Genomic DNA, 18,937 nt, shown 5'->3' on the forward strand with positions numbered 1-18,937 from the left:
CTGCGAGTCCACGACGCCGGACGGCGGCTGCATTTTTGCGCCAGCCCGGTTCGTCATGTTAAAGCCCATCGGGAAAGTTTGCAGATTGTCTCACGGCGCGCGCGCGTTCCCGCGCTTTACCGTACGGTCTTTCGCTTCTACGCGGGTTGGTCGAAGGTGCCGGGACTCTTGTCCGTCGCGCGCCATTCGGGCTTGCGCACCGGATCGGCCTTCTGAAGCGCCGCGCGCAGGCCGGCGGCGTCGAGGTCGGCGGTGTAGACGGGCGTCGCGGGCTGCTGACGCCAGGAATCGTCGATCTGGCCGGCATCGACCGGATCGAAGCCGATCTCATCGACGAGCTTCATCACGACGGCCTTTGCCTTCGCGTCATCGCCCGCGACCGGCAGCGCGATGCGGCCCGGCGTTCCCGGCGGCTTGCCGCGGTTCTTCAGGTGATCCGCATAGATATTGTTGAACGCTTTCACGACCGGCCGACCGATCTGCTGCTCGACCCAGCGGCTCTCGGGCGTGCCCTTTTCGATGCCTTCGATCCGCCCGTCGCGCTGCTGCGGATAGTAGTTACCGGTGTCGATCACGACGACGCTCGCCGGCACGCCCGCAAACAAATCCTTCGGCAGGTTCGGCACCTTGGCTTCGGGAATCGTGACGACGACGACTTCGGCGTCCTTCACCGCGTCCCGCGCTTCGACGGCCTTCGCGCCGGTCTCGCGCTCGATATCCGCGAGCGACGCCGGGCCGCGCGAGTTCGCGATACGCACGTCATGCCCTTTCTCGGTGAAGCGCAGTGCCAGCACCGAACCGATATTGCCCGCTCCGATGATTCTTATTTTCATACTGCCTCCTTGAAATGAAAGTGAAAGCGACCAAGTCTGTTTAAGGAACCTGCGAAGGCGCATGCAATCAGAATGCCTTGTGCGGGAAAACGCCAAAATATCGCGTCGATAGCCCGGCGCTATCCCGACAATAAAATCAATCCACTTCGCAAGTACGATAGCTTTCCTGTATAGTTCACTTACTTCTTCAACACCACTCCAAAAGGAAACTGGTAATGCCCATCATCAACAGTCAAGTCAAGCCGTTTAAAGCAACCGCCTATCACAATGGCGAGTTCGTGACCGTCACCGATGAAAGCCTGAAGGGCAAGTGGTCGGTGTTTGTGTTCTATCCGGCCGATTTCACGTTCGTCTGCCCGACCGAACTGGGCGACCTGGCTGACCGCTACGAAGAATTCAAGAAGCTCGGCGTGGAAATCTACTCGGTTTCGACCGACACGCACTTCACGCACAAGGCATGGCACGACACGTCGGACACGATCCAGAAGATCAACTATCCGATGATCGCCGACCCGACGCTCGCGATCTCGCGCAACTTCGACGTTCTGATCGAAGAAGAAGGCCTGGCGCTGCGCGGCACGTTCGTGATCAACCCGGAAGGCGAGATCAAGCTGTGCGAAGTGCACGACAACGGCATCGGCCGCGACGCTGGCGAACTGCTCCGCAAGGTTCAGGCTGCTCAGTACATCGCGAAGAATCCGGGTCAAGTGTGCCCCGCCAAGTGGACGCCGGGCGCTGAAACGCTGACCCCGTCGCTCGACCTGATCGGCAAGATCTAAGTCTCGTACTTCACGAGCGCTGTATCGAACTTGCCGCGGTTCTGCGGCAGGTTCACCCCAAAAAACGTGTTCGTCCGGCGCTGCGAATTTCGCAGCGCCGCGGCGGAACACGTCTGCAATATCCCAAGTCAAGGAACGGACATCGCCATGCTCGACGCCAATCTCAAGAATCAATTAAAAGCGTATCTGGAAAAAGTCACCCGGCCGATCGAACTCGTCGCCTTCCTCGACGACAGCGACAAGTCGCGTGAGCTGAAAAGCCTGCTCGACGAGATCGCTACGCTGTCTGCGCGGATCAGCGTCGTCGAGAAAGAGGACGCCAGCGTGCGTCGTCCGTCCTTCACCATCGGCGAGGCGGGCAAGGCTGCGGGCATCCACTTCGCCGGCATCCCGATGGGCCACGAATTCACGTCGCTCGTGCTCGCGCTGTTGCAAGCCGGCGGCCATCCGATCAAGCTCGACGACGCCATCATCGAGCAGATCAAGAATCTCGACGGCGACTTCGCGTTCGAGACGTATTTCTCGCTGTCGTGCCAGAACTGCCCGGAAGTCGTGCAGGCGCTGAACGTGATGGCGATCATCAACCCGCGCATCAAGCATGTCGCGATCGACGGCGCGCTGTTCCAGCAGGAAGTCGAGGAACGCCAGGTCATGTCCGTGCCGATGATGTTCGTCAACGGCGAGAGCTTCGGCTCGGGCCGCATGGGCGTGAAGGAAATCCTCGCGAAGCTGGACACGGGCGCATCGGCGCGCGCGGCGAAGGAACTCGAGAACAAGCCGGTGTTCGACACGCTGATCGTCGGCGGCGGTCCTGCCGGCGCGGCGGCGGCGATCTATTCGGCGCGCAAGGGCATCGCTACGGGCGTCGTCGCCGAGCGCTTCGGCGGTCAGGTGCTCGATACGATGGCCATCGAAAACTTCGTCTCCGTCAAGGAAACCGAAGGGCCGAAGTTCGCCACGGCGCTGGAGCAGCACGTCAAGAGCTACGAAGTCGATATCATGGACGTGCAACGCGCCGAGAAGCTGGTGCCGGGCCGCATCAATGAAATCCATCTCGCGAGCGGCGCGGTGCTGAAGGCGAAGACCGTGATTCTGTCGACCGGCGCGCGCTGGCGTGAAATCAACGTGCCGGGCGAGCGCGAGTATCGCGGACGCGGCGTGGCGTACTGCCCGCACTGCGACGGCCCGCTCTTCAAGGGCAAGCGCGTCGCCGTGATCGGCGGCGGCAATTCGGGCGTGGAAGCGGCGATCGACCTCGCGGGCATCGTGTCGGCGGTGACGCTGATCGAATTCGGCAATGAGCTGCGCGCCGACGCGGTCCTGCAGAAGAAGCTGCGCAGCCTGCCGAACGTGACGATCGTCACCGAGGCGCAGACGACCGAAGTCACCGGCGACGGCAAGAAGGTCAACGGCATCACGTACACGGACCGCGCGACGGGCGCGAGCCATCACGTCGAGCTGGAAGGCGTGTTCGTGCAGATCGGCCTCGTGCCGAACACCGAATGGCTGAAGGGCGTAGTCGAGTTGTCGAAGCACGGCGAGATCGTCGTCGATGCGAAGGGCGCGACCTCGCTGCCGGGCGTGTTCGCCGCGGGCGACGTGACGACGGTGCCGTACAAGCAGATCGTGATCGCGGTCGGCGAAGGCGCGAAGGCGGCGCTCTCGGCGTTCGACCATCTGATCCGCGCGTCGGTGGAAGACGAAGCAGTGGTCGAAGAAGAAGCGGCGGCCTGAGCATCGTTCAGGCGTCGTGGTGACCGGAAGGCGGACGGGGCGACCCGTCCGCCTTTTTTCGTTTATTGAGCGTCGGAAGCCTTCGGTTCCAGCACCATCGGGAACGTCACTTCGAACACGCTTCCGCGCCCTTTCGACGACTGGAAGCGCAGTTCCCCTTCCAGCGTGCGCGACAACTCCTTGACGATCGCAAGGCCGAGCCCGGCGCCGGGAATGTCGTCATCGGCGGCGCGCTCGAATTCCTCGAACACGCGCTCCTGATCCGCCACGCTGATGCCGACGCCCGTATCGGCGACGCGCAATTTCCAGCGCTGATCGGGCGCGGCGGCGATCGACAGTGCGATCTCGCCCGACGACGTGTACTTGATCGCATTCGACAGCAGATTCAGCGCGACCTGCTTCACCTTCAGCCGGTTCGACGTCACCTCACCGAGCGCCGGATCGAGATGGCCGATCAGCTTCAATCCCTTCGATTCGGTCGCGACGCGGCAGGCCTGCATCAGCTCGTCGAAGAGACCGACGAGATCGAACGGCTCGACCGTCAGCACCGAATCGTCGCCCAGCACTTTCGAATATTCGACCATCTCGTCGACGAGCGACGCCATGTCGGCGACTTGCCGGTTCGCCAGTCCGAGCGCCGTCTCGCGCTTCGCGGCCGAGCGCGAGGCCAGTTGCAGCGCCGTCGAGAACACGTTGAGGAAATTGCGCAGATCGTGCGCGACGCGCCGCGTGACCTGCATGCGCGTCTCGTACAAATCGCCGATGAGCTTTTGCCGCAGCGTGAGCTCGTAGTTGGCGCGCTCCAGCATGCCGGTGTATTCGTCGATCTTGCGATCGCGCTCGCCGATCGCCTCGCGAATCGACGCCAGCGTGACGAAGCTCACGACTTCATCGGTCATGAGGCGCGCGTGCTCTTCGTCGGCGCGCGAAAGATCGTCATGGGCGCCCGCGTATTCGCCGATCGCGAGCAGCAACACCTGACGAAAAAGATCGAGTTCGCGCACGAGTTCATCGATACGGTAGCCTTGCTGCCAGCGCCATTGCCCGTGTTGGCGCGCGTCGCGCTCAATCGCGCCTTCCTGGTCGCGCAGATTGCGCGATTCCAGCACGATGCAGATTTCATCGAAGATGCTCGGCAGATGATCCGCAAGCTGCCGATACGTGAGCTGATCCGAATGTTCGACTTCCTGATCGCCGAACACGAGCTTCATCCAGCGTTCGGTGAGCGCGTCTTGCTGCGCGCGCAGCGCGTCCACGAGACCCTTCAAGCCGCCGACTGACGTGTCGCTCATCTGCGAGTCCCCGAGTGCTTAAGGCGCCGGAGGGCGGCGCGAATGATGTTCGTGATATGCATGCGAAAGCAAGTTCCGATATTGCCTGGAACCGCCCGCGAATGCTTCGCCAGTATAGGCGCGATGCCCGCGCGAAAGGGACATATCCGAGTTTTTTCAATGACTCGCGTGCACATCGGATTCAGCGTTCCATTCAAAGGCCGTCGCGCGGCTTTGGATCGGCGCGGCCCGCGCATCTAGAATCGCGTGTGATATCACGACGAACATCGACTGGAGCCTTCAATGACGACATCATCGCCCGAATGGCAAGCGCGCCAATATTCGCTGTTCGAGGAAGAGCGCACGCGCCCCGTCCGCGATCTGCTGAACGCGACTCATGCGCGAGCCGCGCGCACGGCGGTCGATCTCGGCTGCGGCCCCGGCAATTCAACCGAAACGCTCATCGCGCATGCGCCGAACGCGCGCGTGATCGGCGTCGACAATTCGGGCGACATGATCGACGCGGCGAAAAAGCGCCTGCCCCAAGTCGAATTCGCGCTCGCCGACATTTCCGCGTGGCAGGCAGAAGGACCGTTCGATCTGATTCTCGCGAACGCGGCGCTGCAGTGGGTGCCCGATCACGAGACGCTGTTTCCGTCGCTCGCCGGCAAGCTCGCGAAGGGCGGGCAGCTCGCCGTGCAGATGCCCGACAATCTCGACGAACCCGCGCACCGCCTGATGCGCGAAGCCGCCGCCGATGGCCCTTGGCGCGACAAGCTGAAGGGCGTGGAGCGCACCGCGCGCTTCCGGGCGGACTGGTATTACGCGTTGCTCAAGCCGCTGTGCGCGCGCGTCGACGTGTGGCGCACGACGTACCATCATCCGCTGGACGGCGGCGTCGATGCCATCATCGAATGGTTCAAGGGCTCGGCGCTGCGGCCGTTCCTCGCGAAGCTCGACGAAAAGGAAGCGGCCGCGTTCCTCGACCGCTATCGCGCCGGCCTAGAAACCGCATATACCGTTTTCGACGACGGCAGCGTGCTCCTGCCCTTCCCGCGCCTGTTCATCGTCGCGACGCGCTGAGTGTCAGTTGGGCCGGCGCTGCTCGCGCAACATCTGCACGAACTGCCGCGCCGCCGGCGAAAGCTCGCCGCCCCTGCGCGTGACGATGCCGTAGGTCTGCGATTTCGACTTCATGCGAACGGGCAGAATGCGCAGCATGCCGTGGCGCTCGAACACTTTCGCGACGCTCGCCGGCAGAATCGACACGAGTTCCGCGCTCTCTTGCAGCAGCGTCACGGTCATCAGCGGCGAGGCGGTGGAAATCGGATTGGCGGGCATCGGCAGGCCGGCGAGATCGAGTTCGCGTTCCAGCAATGCGCTCATCGGCATATAGCTCGGATACGTGACCCAGCGATAGCGCGCGAGATCGGCGAAACCGACTTCCGGCTCGCCCGTGCGCTCGTGACCCTGACCGACGACGATGCAAAGCGGCTCGTCCGCCAGCGGCTGATACTGATACTTCGACGGCTGATCCGACACGCTCGAGCGCCCGATGACGAGATCGACGCGGCCGTCGTCGAGCATCGGCAGCATGCGCGCGCTCGTATCCTCGACGATTTCGATCGCCAGATCCGGATGCTTCGCGTGCATCTCGTTGACGATCGGCGCGACCACGCCCGGCACCGCGCCCATGATCGTGCCGACGGTCAGCCGCCCGCCCGTGCCCGCGCGAATCTGCGCGACTTCCTGGCAGAGCGCGTTGAGATCGGCGGCCAGCACGCGTGCGTAGCGCACCACGCAGCGGCCGAACGGATTCGGGATCAGCCCGCTCTTCGCACGCTCGAATAGCGGCGCTTCCAGCATGGATTCGAGTTCGGCGAGCGCCTTGCTCGCGGCGGATTGCGTCATCGCCATGGCGCTCGACGCCTTGTGCAGCGATTTGTGGTCGTCGAGCGCGATCAGCAGTTGAAGCTGCTTCATGCGCAGCCGCGACATCAATACATCGAGCGTGTTCTTCATCTTTCGGCGTGCGGGAAAGCGCGGGGTGATTCCAAAAAGCGATCAAGCGATGGAAAGGTTTCACTATACAGGCGCACGCGCGAAGCCGTATAGTCGGGCAAGGTGCAGTCATCGTACAACCGGTACATGCGGCTGCCGCGAATCACTCCAAGCAAGGACGAGACATCATGCAACTCACTGGCAACCTGCTCATCGGTCAGGAATCGGTCTTCGGCTCGAACGGCTCGATCAAGGCCGTCAACGCGTCGACCGGCGCGGCCATCGAACCGGCTTTCGGCGGCGCGACGCTCGCGGACCTCGACCGCGCGTGCGCCCTCGCCTGGGCCGCGTTCGACGTCTACCGCGAAACCGCGCCCGAAGCGCGCGCGAAGTTCCTGGAAACGATCGCGCAGAACATCCTCGATATCGGCGACGACCTGATCGAGCGCTGCATGATCGAAAGCGGCCTGCAGCGCGCGCGTCTCGAAGGCGAGCGCGGCCGCACGGTCGGCCAGTTGCGCATGTTCGCCGATGTCGTCCGCAATGGCGATTTTCTCGGCGTGCGGATCGATCCGGCGCAACCCGAGCGCAAGCCGCTGCCGCGCGTCGATCTGCGTCTGCGTCATATCGGCGTCGGCCCGGTCGCCGTGTTCGGCGCGAGCAACTTCCCGCTCGCGTTCTCCGTCGCCGGCGGCGACACGGCGTCGGCGCTCGCCGCCGGTTGCCCGGTCATCGTCAAGGCGCACTCGGCGCATCCCGGCACGGCGGAGCTCGTCGGCCGCGCGGTGCAGAAGGCCGTGAAGGACTGCGGCATGCCCGAAGGCACGTTCTCGCTCCTCTTCGACAGCGGCCGCGACATCGGTCAGGGCCTCGTCGCCGACAACCGCATCAAGGCGGCGGGCTTCACCGGCTCGCGCGGCGGCGGCGTCGCGCTGATGAAGATCGCGGCGGCGCGCAAGGAACCCATCCCCGTCTACGCGGAAATGAGCAGCATCAACCCGGTACTGCTGTTCCCGAACGCGCTCAAGAATCGCGGCGAAGCCATCGGCAAGGCGTTCGTCTCGTCGCTCGTGCTCGGCGCGGGCCAGTTCTGCACGAATCCGGGCCTGATTCTGGCCGTCGACGGCCCGGATCTCGACAAGTTCATCGAAGCGGCTTCCGCTGCGCTCAAGGAAACCGCCGCGCAGACGATGCTCACGCCGGGCATCTGCAAGACGTACGCGAACTCGGTCGCGAAGACCGCCGATAACGCCGACGTGACCACCGCCGCGCGCGGCCTCGAAGCGAAGGGCGACAATCAGGGCCAGTCGGCGCTGTTCGTCACCACCGCCGAAGCGTTCCGCAAGAATCACGATCTGCAAGAGGAAATCTTCGGTGCATCGTCGCTGGTCGTGCGTTGCCCGAGCCTCGACGCGATGATCGATCTGATCGAATCGCTGGAAGGCCAGTTGACCTCGGCGCTGCATATCGACGAGGCCGATTACGCCGATGCGAAGCGCGTCCTGCCCGCGCTCGAGCGCCGCACCGGCCGCCTGCTGGTGAACGGCTTCGGCACAGGCGTGGAAGTCGGCCACGCGATGGTGCACGGCGGCCCGTTCCCGTCGACGGCGGATGGCCGCTCGACTTCGGTCGGCAGTCTCGCGATCAACCGTTTCCTGCGCCCGGTCAGCTATCAGGATCTGCCTGACGCGCTTCTGCCCGACGCGCTGAAGACGGCGAATCCGCTCGGCCTGAACCGCCGCATCGACGGCAAGCTGCAACTGGCGGAATAACGCTTCGGGTCGGTCTGATGAAAGCCGCGGCGCGTCATTCGCGCCGCGGCTTTTTCGCTTCTGCGCAACGCCGGAGCACGAAAGGCAAACCTTTCGAACGATGATTCGGAAGCCTTACCAATTTCCCGGCAACGTCCGCCGCTTCGGGCGATCCGCATTGACATACTCGGCGTGGGCTCGCTACAACGTTTCATCACGCGCTCGAATCGCTTTCACATCAGTGGGTTATCCGGCGATCGCGCCCCGTTGTCTTTTTTCGGCTAAGGATTGGCGATTCAAAACCGCCGCCGCGATCCCAAAATGTCAGAAATATCGTGAGCGAGAGCACCGCCCGGAGTAGGGGCGAAAGGCAATTGACGTCCGATAGTGGTTGAACCATAGTCGGATAGTCGTTTCCCGCTGGCGCGCGCGCCGCGCGGACAAAGAATACGAAGGATTGCTGCCGCGGGACGCCGTTCCCGCGTACAGGCGCGACGGCTCGGCGCGCATTGGCGGCCACGCGATTTTGGCAACCTCACGCACACGTCCTTCGAGGGCTTTAGCATGACCACGCGACTGACGTTTCCCGCATCCATGTTCTCCGTCGTCTGCCAGCGGTGCGGCAGCACGGTGCGCAAGAACGCCGACAGTTGCCCCAATTGCGGCGCAGACCGAAGCGCCGCATTCGGCCAGACGCGCGAGGCCGCCTCGGGCAAATCGCGCAAGAACGTTTTCGAAGAGGCATCGGCGCCGCTCGCATCGGCGGGTGCGTCCGCATCCGGTTCTTCCGCTTCCCTCGACTCGGATGGCGCCGGGCGCGTCGAGCCGGGCATGCGCTCGCGCTGGACGGAGCGCGCGAGTGAGCGCATCGCGCAAAAGGCGGCGGAATATCGCGCGCGCCGCGCCGAGGAATCCGCACGCAACGCCTTCGCCGATTCCAGCAACGATCCCGACGCCCTGCCCGGTTCCGAGCGGTGGAACACGAAGAAGACAGTCATCGCCGGTGCATGCGGTCTCGTGTTGCTGCTCGGCGCGACGTTCTATTACCAGCTTGGCGATTCGGACGGCGGTTCGAGCACGCCATCCGCGGATCACAGCGTTTCGGGCGTGATCGACTCCAAGGTCGGTTCGCTGATGCGCGGCGCAACCGACGCGCCCGGCACGCCTGCCGCACCGGCCGCGGCGGACCGGCGCCCGTTGGCCGCCGCTCCGTCCGGCAATGCGCTGCAGGATGTGCGCGTCGCGCTGGATCAGCACGATCTCGCCACGGCCCGCGCGCGGCTCAAAATGCTTCCGCCGCAGCAACAGGCGCGCGCCGACTACGAATCGCTGAAGGACGAGCTCGTCAAGCGCGAAGCGCAGCGCGACGCCGCGCTGCAACTCGCGCGCGCCTGCGAGCGCACGTCCGCGTGGGCGTGCGTGCAGCAGAACGCGGGCGAGGCGCTCGCCCTCGACGGCAGCAACATCGAATCGCAAGCCATGCTCGAACGCGTGATTTCGCACGCGGGCTGGCTCGCGCCGACGGCAGTGGCCGCGCTCGCCAAACGCGTGCCGGGCACGGCGCCCGCCGCGGATGCCGCGAACACGGCGGCTGCCGCGCCCGCTCAACTTCCCGCGCAGGCAAACGTTGCAGCGGCGGCCGCGCAGGCCGCGAAGACGAACGGGTTTGCTCAGAAGCCCACGCCGGACAGGCGCACGGTGCAACGCAGCACCGCCGCGCGCTGGGCCGACGACGACGCTGCCTACGAATCGCGCGCGGAGAAAATCGCGCGTGGCCAGGCGGCGACCGCCGCGATCACCGCGACGACGATCAATCCGCCGCCCGCGCCGACCGTCGCCACGACGATGACGATGCCCACGCCCGCGCCGCAAGCGGCCACGCAACCGACGCCCCAACCGACGCCCCTGCCGACGCCCCTGGCGACGCCACAACCGGCCACGACACAAGCCGCCGTGCCCGCGCCGTCGCAACCGGCCGCTGCGAAGGCCGCTCCGCCGCCCGTCACGCAAGCGGCGCGCGCGCCCTATTATCTCGGCGAAGAAAGCGCCCAGCCTTCCGCCGCGAATTCGCGTGCCGCGAACCCGCGCGCGCCCTATTACATCGGCGACGAGCCGCCGCAGCAAGCCGCTCGTCCGGCCAATCCGCGCGGCGCGTATTACCTGGGCGAAGATCCGCCGCAGCCGTCCGCGCCCCCGACGCGCACCGCCGTGCCGCATCCACCGCAATCGGGGAATCAGAGCAGCGCGCTCCCGCCATCGACGGCGACGATGCAAGCAGCCGTGCCCCGTCCGCCCGCGGCCGTCGCACAAGCCGTCGCCCAGCCCGTCGTGCAGACGAACGTCGCGACGCGCAGCACGCAGGCCGCGGCCACGACCGGCGCGTCGCCGCAGTTCGCCACGGTGCCGGCCGGCTCGCATGTCGACTCCGACAAGTCCGAGGAACTCGAACGCGCCATCAAGCAATACGGCTGGAGCGGCGGCGATTCGGCCTCGAAGCCGCCGTCGCGCTGAAAACGGCAAAAAAACGCAAAAAAACGCACAAGAACGACGCAAGAACGACGCAACTACAAGAACACGCAGAGACAACACCGACGCACCGCAAGCACGCGCCGCGCATCTTCGCGCCGGGCCGCATGCGAGTGCCCGCGCATGAGCAGATTGCGCGCGACGCGGACGATTCCCGCATCGTGCGAGTTTCAAAAAGCACCCGTCCAACTCCGACTAAGGGTCAATCATGTTCACCACGAAATACATGCGCAACGCCGCACGGGGCGCGCTGACGCTTCTCGCCATCGCCGGGATGATCGGCGCGGGATCGAGCTTCGCCGCCGATCCGATTCCCTACAAGATCACGACGGGCCAGGAACGCGGCACGTATATCCAGATCGGACAGGACTTGTCGAAGTACGTCGCCGAGCCGGCCGGCATCGAACTGGAAGTGCTGCCGTCGAAAGGGTCGGCGGAGAACGTGCAGCGCATGCGCTACGAGCCCGGCGTGAAGTTCGCGCTGGTGCAGTCGGACGTGTATCAGGCGTACATGGACATGGCGACCTCGGGCAATGCGGACGCGGGCAAGATCATCAAGCCGCTGCGGCTCATCATGCCGCTCTACGACGAAGAGATTTACTTCGTCACGCGCGCGGACTCGCCGATGAAGTACATCCACGAGATCAAGGGCAAGAACATCAGCGTCGGGCCGATCGGCAGCGGCACGGCGCAATCGGCGGAGACGCTGTATCGGCTGATGTTCGGCGAACCGATCGCCGAAGCCAACGAGCAGCATCTCAACAACGAGGATTCGCTCGCGCGGCTGATCGTCGGGAAGATCGACGTGGCGGTGATCGTCGCGGGGCAGCCGGCGAAGCTCTTTCAGGACATGAATCCGGAGCTGCTCAAGCAGATCAGGCTGCTGCGCCTCGATCCGAACGCGCAGGAAACCGCGCGCGCGAAGCAGACCTATTTCCCGGCGACGATCCGCACGACGAGTTATCCGAACTGGATTCAGGAAGACACGCCGACGCTCACCGTGAAGGCGTTTCTCGTGACCTACGATTACGGTTTGCGCGGCACGGTCGGCGCGCTGTCGAAATTCGCCGATTCGCTGTGCTCGAACTTCGACACGCTGCAGGCGAACGGCCATCCGAAGTGGAAGCAGGTGCATCTCGAACTGCCGCCGCTCACGAAGGGCTGGAAATACTATCCGCCGATGGAAAAGCACTTGCGCGCGTGCATCGCGCAGCGCACGGCGGCCGCCGAGCAAGCGCAGAATCCGACGCGCAAGGTCGCGACGCGCGACGCCGACGCGGCCGCGCAAAAGCCGAAAAAAGCGGCGTGTTCCGCGCAGGAAAAGCTGCTGTTGTTGTGCGATCAGTGACGCCGCGAAGCTAGCGGACGAGCGTCGGCATGAGCGCGGCGAGGCGCGTCGCGCCGCGCTCGATCGCCGTGACGTGCGTCCCGCCGTAGCCGAGCAGCACGCCTTGCTGCGCCGGCTCGCCCGCGTAGAACGCGCGTATGCCGTACAGCCCGACCGATACGGCGCGCGCCGCCGCGACGACCTCGTCTTCCCGCACCGAACCGGCGAGCCGCGCGACGAGATGGATGCCCGCCGTCGCGGGCAGCGGCTCGAACCAAGGCGCGAGCTCGCCTTGCAGACGTTCGATCAACAGCGCGCGGCGTTCCGCGTACGCCTTGTGCATGCGGCGCAGATGCTTCGCGTATTCGCCATCGAGCATGAACGCGCCGAGCGCGGTTTGCGTCAGCATGCAGCTGTGCCAGTCGCAAATCTGCTTTGCGTTCCAGAGCGGTTCGGAGAGTGTCGCGGGCGGCACGACGTAGCCGAGCCGCAGATCGGGAAAGAGCGTCTTCGAAAACGTGCCGACATACGCGACGAGTCCCGCGCGATCGAGACTCTTCAGCGATTCCACCGGCCGCCCTTCGAAGCGGAATTCGCCGTCGTAGTCGTCCTCGACGATCACCGCGCCGCGCTTGCCCGCCCATTCGAGCAACTCGACGCGCCGCTCGAGGCTCATCGGCATGCCGAGCGGAAACTGATGCGACGGCGTGACGTAGACGAGCCGCGTGTTGCGCGGCAGCTTTCTCACGACGATGCCCTCGCCATCGACCGGCACATGCGCGATGCGCGCGCCGAGCGCCGCGAAAAGCGCCCGCGCCGGCGGATAACCCGGCTCTTCGACCGCGACGACATCGCCCGGCTGGATCGTCACGCGCGCGAGCAGATCGAGCGCCTGTTGCGCGCCCTGCGTGACGATCACGTCCTGCCAGTTGCAGACGACCGCGCGGCTGAACGCGAGATAACGCGCGATGCCGAGCCGCAACGCCTGCTCGCCGCCCGGATCGCGATAACCCGCGACGCCGCCGCCCGCGCGCGCCTGCGTGCGCAGTGCCTGATTCAGGCAGCGTCGCCAGGCGTCGTAGGGAAAGAGCGATTTGTCGGTTACGCCGCCCTTGAAATCGCAGTCGAGCGTTTCGTCGGCGGGCGGCATCGGCATCGCCATGCGCTCGGGCATCTTGCGCCAGATGCCGGTGGCGCGGGCGCGGGCCGATACGGGTTCGGTGCGCGCGGTCGGCAGGCGCGTGAGCCCTTCAGCGACAAACGTGCCGTCGCCGGCGCGCGTGCGCAAGAAGCCTTCCGCGATCAGCCGCTCGAAGACATCGAGCGTGGTCTTGCGCGAGACGCCGAGCTGCGCGGCGAGATCGCGGGTGGACGGCAGGCGCGCGTTCGCGGCGAGCCGCCCTTCGATGATGCCCGCGCGTAGCTGGCCGTAGATCTGGCCGGTCAGGTCGCGGCGGCCGTGCAGGGTGATGTGGATGTCCAAGGGTGCTGGCGACCGACGCGGCTACAGTTGATAGGGCATCCGCACGCCCGGATCGTCGGGCGGGAAGTCCTTCGAGTTGCGCGAAACGAGCAGCGCATTCACCGATTGCGCCGACGCCCACACGATCGCATCCGGCAACTTGATGCGCGATTTCCTGCGAATTCCGATTGCGAGGTTCGCGACGGCCGAATCGAGCGGCACGAGATCGAAGGTGGACAGCCAGGCGCGCAGCGACGCTTCACTGTCGGGTTTGGCGCCCTCTAGAACTTCCATGAGCGTGATGATGCTGATCGACCGCTCTTCGTAACGCTCGATCTCCTTGCGTGCCGCATCGATTCCCAACAGGTAATCGATCAGGATGTTCGTGTCGAAAAGCGCTCTTACCATTCTTCGCGCAGCTCCCGCTGATACTGCAATCCATCGATCTTTCGCTCTTGCCATAAGCCGAACACATCGACGGCAGAACGGCGCTTGTTGCTCGCGACGTACGCGCTGATCGCGTCCCGAATGACCGCGGCTCGCGGGCGCTGCTGCTCTTCGCCGATCGCGGCGAGTTCGTCTATCTGTTCGTCGGGCAAATCGATCAAGATCCTTCCCATGGATACCTCGCTATACGATATACATATGGTATATCACCATAGCCCATTTATTCGCCTGCGCTGAAAATCGACTGACACAAAGTCACGCCTTGCTCGCTCAACCCCGCGCTGCCCGTCCCATCCTCGTTCATCCGCACCTCGACAAATCCCGCTTCCTCGAGCCCGGTCAATTGCCGACGCAACGCGCTCATCGGCAAACCGGACTGCTTCGCCAATTTCGCGAGCGACCACGCGCGTTCCGGGGTTTCCGTGTGTGCGCGCCAAAGCTGTGTCAGCACGGCGACGAGCGCCGGATCGATGTCATCGTTCATGCGCGAATCCCCATAGTGATCTCCCTGCCCGCGAGTTCGCCGAGCCGCCGCAACGCGGCCTCGCTCTGCGCGGTCCACGGATAACTGTAGTTCAGCCGGATGAAATGGCTAAAGGCGTTGCGCGTGGAGAACATGTAGCCCGGTCCGACCGTGATGCCGCTGTCGAGCGCGGCGCGATAGAGCCGCATCGAATCGACGCGCTCCGGCAATTCCACCCATAGCACATAGCCGCCCTGCGGCGCCGATGTGCGCGTGCCCGCCGGAAAGAAGCGCTCGACCATCGCGCTCATGATGCGCGACTGCTGCCGATACAGCTTGCGCACGCGCCGCAGATGCCGGTCGTAGCCGTCCTGCCGCAGATAATCCGCGATCGCGACCTGCGGCACCGATGGCGTCGTCAACGTGTTCAGAAACTTGAGCTTCTCGACTTGCGCCCGATACCGTCCCGGCATCGCCCAGCCGATCCGGTACGACGCCGTCAGACTCTTCGAAAACGACGCGCAATGCAGCACGAGCCCTTTTGTATCGAAGTTCTTGAGCGTCGACGGGCGCGCATCGCCGTAATAAAGCTCGTGATAGACATCGTTTTCGATGACCGGAATATCGTGCGCGGACAGCAATTCGACGAGCCGGCGCTTGCGCTCGTCCGGCATCTGGAAGCCGAGCGGATTCTGGAAGTTCGGCATCACCATGCACGCGGCGATCTTTCTTCGTCCGATGATCCGCGCCAGAGCGTCGATGTCGATGCCTTCCGCCGGATGCGTCGGCACTTCGATCGCGCGCATCCCGAGACGCTCGATCGCGTGCAGCATCGCGTAGTAAGTCGGCGATTCGACGGCCACCGTGTCGCCGGGCTGCGCGACGGCCTGCAGGCTCAGGTTGATCGCCTCAGTCGCACCGACCATGATGACGATCTCCTCCGGATCGACCGGCACGCCGTTTTCGGCATAACGCCGCGCGATCTGGCGAATCAGCTCGGGATTGCCGGGCGGCAGATCGTCGATGAGATTCCAACTCGCCTGCCGCCGCGCGATCGCGTTCGCGTACTGGTTGATGCGCCGCCACGGAAACGGCTCGGGATCGGGATACGGCGAGCCGAACGGCACGGCGTCGTGAGCGCGGATGCTGCGCAACGTCGAAAGCACGAGCCGGCTCACATCGACTTCCGATGCCGTCGCGATCACGCGCGTCGGCTGACTGTGCGCCGCGCCCGCCTGCGGTTTTGCGCGCACGAAATAGCCGGACTGCGGACGCGTCTCCAGAATCCCGCGGCTTTCCAGGATCGCGTACGCATGCAGCACCGTCTTGATGCTCACGCCGTGCTGCTGGCTCGCCTGCCGCACCGACGCGATCTTCTCGCCGGGCGTGAACACGCCGCGCCGCACGGCTTCCTCGATTTCATCGGCGAGCTTTTCGTAGAGTTTCAACTGGATTTCGTTCTGAAGCGGCAATGCGTCAAGTCTAGGGCAAATCGACGCAACTGTACTCCTTCTATTTCGCATTTTCTGTGCGCCGCGCGCGATTCGGAACACAGTACGCTTCCGACATCGCAAGCCAAAAAGCATCATCCGACAAGCCATGTTCAAGAAGCCCGAAGAACGCATCGAACCCTATACGCATCCCGCCGCCGGCTGGGGCGCGCTGAAGCAGGTCGCCATCAATCTCGTCAAGGAGAAGGTGGCGGGTGGCAACTACAAGACGCTCTTCAAGCAGAATCAGCCGGACGGCTTCGATTGCCCCGGCTGCGCGTGGCCCGACCGCGAGCACGGCTCGACCTTCGAATTCTGCGAGAACGGCGTCAAGGCCGTCGCCGCCGAAGCGACGAGCAAGCGCGTGACGCCCGCGTTCTTCGAGGAGCACACGGTTTCGTCGCTGATGACGCAGAGCGATTACGAACTGGAGCAGCACGGCCGGCTGACCGATCCGCTCGTCTACGACGCAAAGCGCGACCGCTATGTGCCGATCGATTGGGACGATGCGTTCGAACTCATCGCCTCGCATCTGAAGAAACTCGACGATCCCGATCGCGCCGCGTTCTACACGTCCGGCCGTGCGAGCAACGAAGCCGCTTTTCTGTATCAATTGTTTGTGCGGATGTACGGCACGAACAATTTCCCCGATTGCTCGAACATGTGCCACGAAGCGACGAGCCGCGGCTTGCCGCATACCGTCGGCATCGGCAAGGGCACCGTCACGCTCGACGACTTCGAACACGCCGACACGCTGCTGCTCTTCGGCCAGAATCCGGCGACGAACCATCCGCGCATGCTCGGCGAGTTGCGCGAGTGCGTGAAACGCGGCGCGACCATCGTGTCGATCAATCCGCTGAAGGAGCGCGGCCTCGAACGTTTCGCGAGCCCGCAGCACACGCTCGACATGCTCTCGCCGAAGGGCGTGAAGATCAGTTCGGTGTTCATCCGCCCGAAAGTCGGCGGCGACTTCGCGCTGATCAAAGGCGTGGCGAAGCGCGTGATCGAACTCGACGACGCCGCGCGCGCGAACGGTGGCGAGCGCGTGCTCGACGTCGATTTCATCGCGGAGCACACGGTCGGCTTCGACGCCTTCGCCGACGACCTGCGCGCCGAAAGCTGGGACGCGATCATCGCGGAATCGGGCGTGGAGATGGACGATCTGCTGAATCTCGCCGACATCTACGCGAAAGGCCGCGCCGTCATCTCGACGTGGGGCATGGGCCTCACGCAGCACAAGAACTCCGTGCCGACGATTCAACTGCTTTCGAACCTGATGATGATGCGCGGGAATATCGGACGGCGCGGCGCGGGCTTATGTCCGGTGCGCGGCCATTCGAACGTGCAGGGCGACCGCACGGTCGGCATCGAGGAAAAACCGACGCAGGCGTTTCTCGACCGGCTCGGCGCGGCCTACGATTTCGAGCCGCCGCGCGAGCATGGCTACGACGTCGTCGAAACGATTCACGCGATGCTCGAAGGCAAGGTGAAGGTGTTTATCGGCCTGGGCGGAAACTTTTCGATCGCGACGCCCGACACGCCGCGCACCTGGGAAGCGATGCGCTCGTGCGATCTCACGGTGCACATCACGACGAAGCTCAACCGCAGCCATCTCGTACACGGCCGCGACGCGCTCATTCTGCCGACGCTCGGCCGCACCGAGATCGATGTTCAGAACGGCGTGCCGCAAGGCGTGTCCGTCGAGGATTCGATGAGCATGGTGCACATTTCTTACGGCATGAACAAGCCGGCCTCGGCGAATCTGCTTTCCGAAGTCGCGATCGTCGCACGCATGGCGCACGCGACGCTCGGCTCGGCCAAGGTCGACTGGCGCGCACATGAGGGCGACTACGCGCTGATCCGCGATGGCATCGAAAAAGTGCTCGACGGTTTCGAGCGCTACAACGAACGCCTGAAGCAGCCGGGCGGTTTTCATCTCGGCGTGGCCTCGCGCGATCGCGTCTGGAAGACGCCGAGCGGCAAGGCGCAGTTCATCGTGCACAGGATCGCGGTCGATACGCCGATCCACCGCGCCCGTGCGCTGTACGGCGACCGTCTCATGACGCTGATGACGACGCGTTCGCACGATCAGTACAACACGACGATCTACGGTCTCGACGATCGCTACCGCGGCGTGTACGGACAGCGGCGCGTGCTGTTCGCGAACCGCGAGGACATCGACATGCTCGGGTTCGAGCCGGGCGAACTGGTGGATATCACGAGCGTGTGGGACGACGGCATCGAGCGTCGCGTAGACGGTTTCAAGCTCGTCGAATACGACATTCCGCGTGGCTGTCTCGGTGCGTATTATCCGGAGACCAACCCGCTCGTGCCGCTGTCATCGGTTGCGGATGGCGCCGGTACGCCGACGTCGAAGTCCATTCCCGTGCTGCTGACGTCGTCCAGTCAGGCCATTGCTGCCTGAAACCGCTGCGCGACGCGATGCCGCCAAGCACGCGGCATCGCGCTCTCTCGCGCTGACGGATACGGCGTTCGAGCGCGGCGGCGCCGCTGAACCAGCGATCGGCGCATGCGCCCAGCATGGCGAGGATGCCGGCCCACGCGATCAACCCGGCGGCGAAGCTGTTGAATTCGCCGCTGAACCAGACGCCGCCGAGCATTGCGGCCGCGAACACCAGCATGACGATGGCGAACGGGGGGCAATGTTCGTGTTCGATATGAGCGCGGCCGCCAGCGCCCAAGCCCATTTGGTAGCCGCTGAGAGAATATGCGCTAATGGACTGCGCCATTTTGTCCTCCAGACTGTTATCAATTTGTGTTTCCACAAACTTACGCAGTTGGAGCGATCAGTAATACCAGACAATTCCTAACAACGCTTTCGACCTGTGGCGC

Annotated in this window: 16 protein-coding genes; 8 read left to right on the forward strand and 8 right to left on the reverse strand. The window is 64.4% G+C overall.

The genetic code is table 11. The features are described from left to right. Positions 1–137: 137 nt before the first annotated feature. Positions 138–896: an NADPH-dependent F420 reductase gene (locus NCT05_RS20750; protein ID WP_284507560.1), complete on the reverse strand. Its 759-nt coding sequence runs from the start codon at positions 894–896 to the stop codon at positions 138–140. 152 nt (positions 897–1,048) lie between these two features. Between NCT05_RS20750 and ahpC the strand changes: the two genes are divergently transcribed. Together ahpC and ahpF are read left to right on the forward strand one after the other, a co-directional pair. Next, a complete protein-coding gene (gene ahpC, locus NCT05_RS20755) occupies positions 1,049–1,612 on the forward strand; it encodes an alkyl hydroperoxide reductase subunit C (protein ID WP_008352971.1) in 564 nt (187 codons plus the stop codon). 147 nt (positions 1,613–1,759) lie between these two features. Continuing rightward, entirely contained in the window at positions 1,760–3,346 is a 1,587-nt protein-coding gene (gene ahpF / locus NCT05_RS20760) for an alkyl hydroperoxide reductase subunit F (protein WP_008352970.1), read from the forward strand. A gap of 62 nt (positions 3,347–3,408) precedes the next feature. On the opposite strand, the gene NCT05_RS20765 is transcribed toward ahpF, so the two are convergent. Further along, a complete protein-coding gene (locus NCT05_RS20765) occupies positions 3,409–4,638 on the reverse strand; it encodes a sensor histidine kinase (protein ID WP_250503074.1) in 1,230 nt (409 codons plus the stop codon). A gap of 282 nt (positions 4,639–4,920) precedes the next feature. On the opposite strand from NCT05_RS20765, the gene tam reads away from it, so the two are divergent. Then, on the forward strand, positions 4,921–5,700 hold the full coding sequence (tam, locus tag NCT05_RS20770) for a trans-aconitate 2-methyltransferase (RefSeq protein ID WP_250503075.1): 780 nt from the start codon (positions 4,921–4,923) through the stop codon (positions 5,698–5,700). Positions 5,701–5,703: 3 nt separating this feature from the next. Here tam and NCT05_RS20775 read toward each other — a convergent pair whose 3' ends face one another. Continuing rightward, entirely contained in the window at positions 5,704–6,639 is a 936-nt protein-coding gene (locus tag NCT05_RS20775) for a LysR family transcriptional regulator (RefSeq protein WP_008352964.1), read from the reverse strand. Positions 6,640–6,806: 167 nt separating this feature from the next. Here NCT05_RS20775 and NCT05_RS20780 point away from each other — a divergent pair, with 167 nt between their 5' ends. The 3 genes from NCT05_RS20780 (at position 6,807) to NCT05_RS20790 (ending at position 12,243) form a co-directional block, all read left to right on the forward strand. Then, the gene (locus NCT05_RS20780; protein ID WP_250503076.1) at positions 6,807–8,390 is read left to right on the forward strand and encodes an aldehyde dehydrogenase (NADP(+)); all 1,584 of its coding nucleotides are present in this window, start codon (positions 6,807–6,809) and stop codon (positions 8,388–8,390) included. A gap of 543 nt (positions 8,391–8,933) precedes the next feature. Next, positions 8,934–10,880, forward strand: coding sequence for a zinc ribbon domain-containing protein (locus NCT05_RS20785; protein ID WP_250503077.1), 1,947 nt, complete (start codon positions 8,934–8,936; stop codon positions 10,878–10,880). Between the two features lie 223 nt (positions 10,881–11,103). Further along, on the forward strand, positions 11,104–12,243 hold the full coding sequence (locus tag NCT05_RS20790; protein WP_008352958.1) for a TAXI family TRAP transporter solute-binding subunit: 1,140 nt from the start codon (positions 11,104–11,106) through the stop codon (positions 12,241–12,243). Between the two features lie 10 nt (positions 12,244–12,253). Here the strand turns inward: NCT05_RS20790 and pdxR are convergent, their stop codons facing one another. The 5 genes from pdxR to NCT05_RS20815 are packed head-to-tail and all read right to left on the reverse strand — an operon-like array spanning position 12,254 to position 16,042. Next, positions 12,254–13,705, reverse strand: coding sequence for a MocR-like pyridoxine biosynthesis transcription factor PdxR (gene pdxR, locus NCT05_RS20795; protein ID WP_250503078.1), 1,452 nt, complete (start codon positions 13,703–13,705; stop codon positions 12,254–12,256). A 21-nt stretch (positions 13,706–13,726) separates the two neighbouring features. Next, a complete protein-coding gene (locus tag NCT05_RS20800; protein ID WP_008352955.1) occupies positions 13,727–14,092 on the reverse strand; it encodes a type II toxin-antitoxin system VapC family toxin in 366 nt (121 codons plus the stop codon). After that, on the reverse strand, positions 14,086–14,304 hold the full coding sequence (locus NCT05_RS20805) for a ribbon-helix-helix domain-containing protein (protein WP_008352954.1): 219 nt from the start codon (positions 14,302–14,304) through the stop codon (positions 14,086–14,088). Before NCT05_RS20805 ends, NCT05_RS20800 begins: the two co-directional genes overlap by 7 nt. Positions 14,305–14,351: 47 nt before the next feature. After that, positions 14,352–14,615 (reverse strand): helix-turn-helix domain-containing protein, encoded by a 264-nt coding sequence (locus NCT05_RS20810; RefSeq protein WP_250503079.1) that lies wholly within the window; start codon positions 14,613–14,615, stop codon positions 14,352–14,354. Beyond that, entirely contained in the window at positions 14,612–16,042 is a 1,431-nt protein-coding gene (locus NCT05_RS20815; protein WP_250503080.1) for an aminotransferase-like domain-containing protein, read from the reverse strand. Before NCT05_RS20815 ends, NCT05_RS20810 begins: the two co-directional genes overlap by 4 nt. Positions 16,043–16,193: 151 nt before the next feature. On the opposite strand from NCT05_RS20815, the gene NCT05_RS20820 reads away from it, so the two are divergent. Both NCT05_RS20820 and NCT05_RS20825 read left to right on the forward strand, forming a co-directional pair. Next, positions 16,194–18,509: an FdhF/YdeP family oxidoreductase gene (locus NCT05_RS20820; RefSeq protein WP_250503081.1), complete on the forward strand. Its 2,316-nt coding sequence runs from the start codon at positions 16,194–16,196 to the stop codon at positions 18,507–18,509. Next, on the forward strand, positions 18,499–18,915 hold the full coding sequence (locus tag NCT05_RS20825) for a hypothetical protein (RefSeq protein WP_250440703.1): 417 nt from the start codon (positions 18,499–18,501) through the stop codon (positions 18,913–18,915). Before NCT05_RS20820 ends, NCT05_RS20825 begins: the two co-directional genes overlap by 11 nt. Positions 18,916–18,937 lie beyond the last annotated feature (22 nt).

The organism is Caballeronia sp. AZ7_KS35 (assembly GCF_023631045.1).
Taxonomy (GTDB): Bacteria; Pseudomonadota; Gammaproteobacteria; order Burkholderiales; family Burkholderiaceae; genus Caballeronia; species Caballeronia zhejiangensis.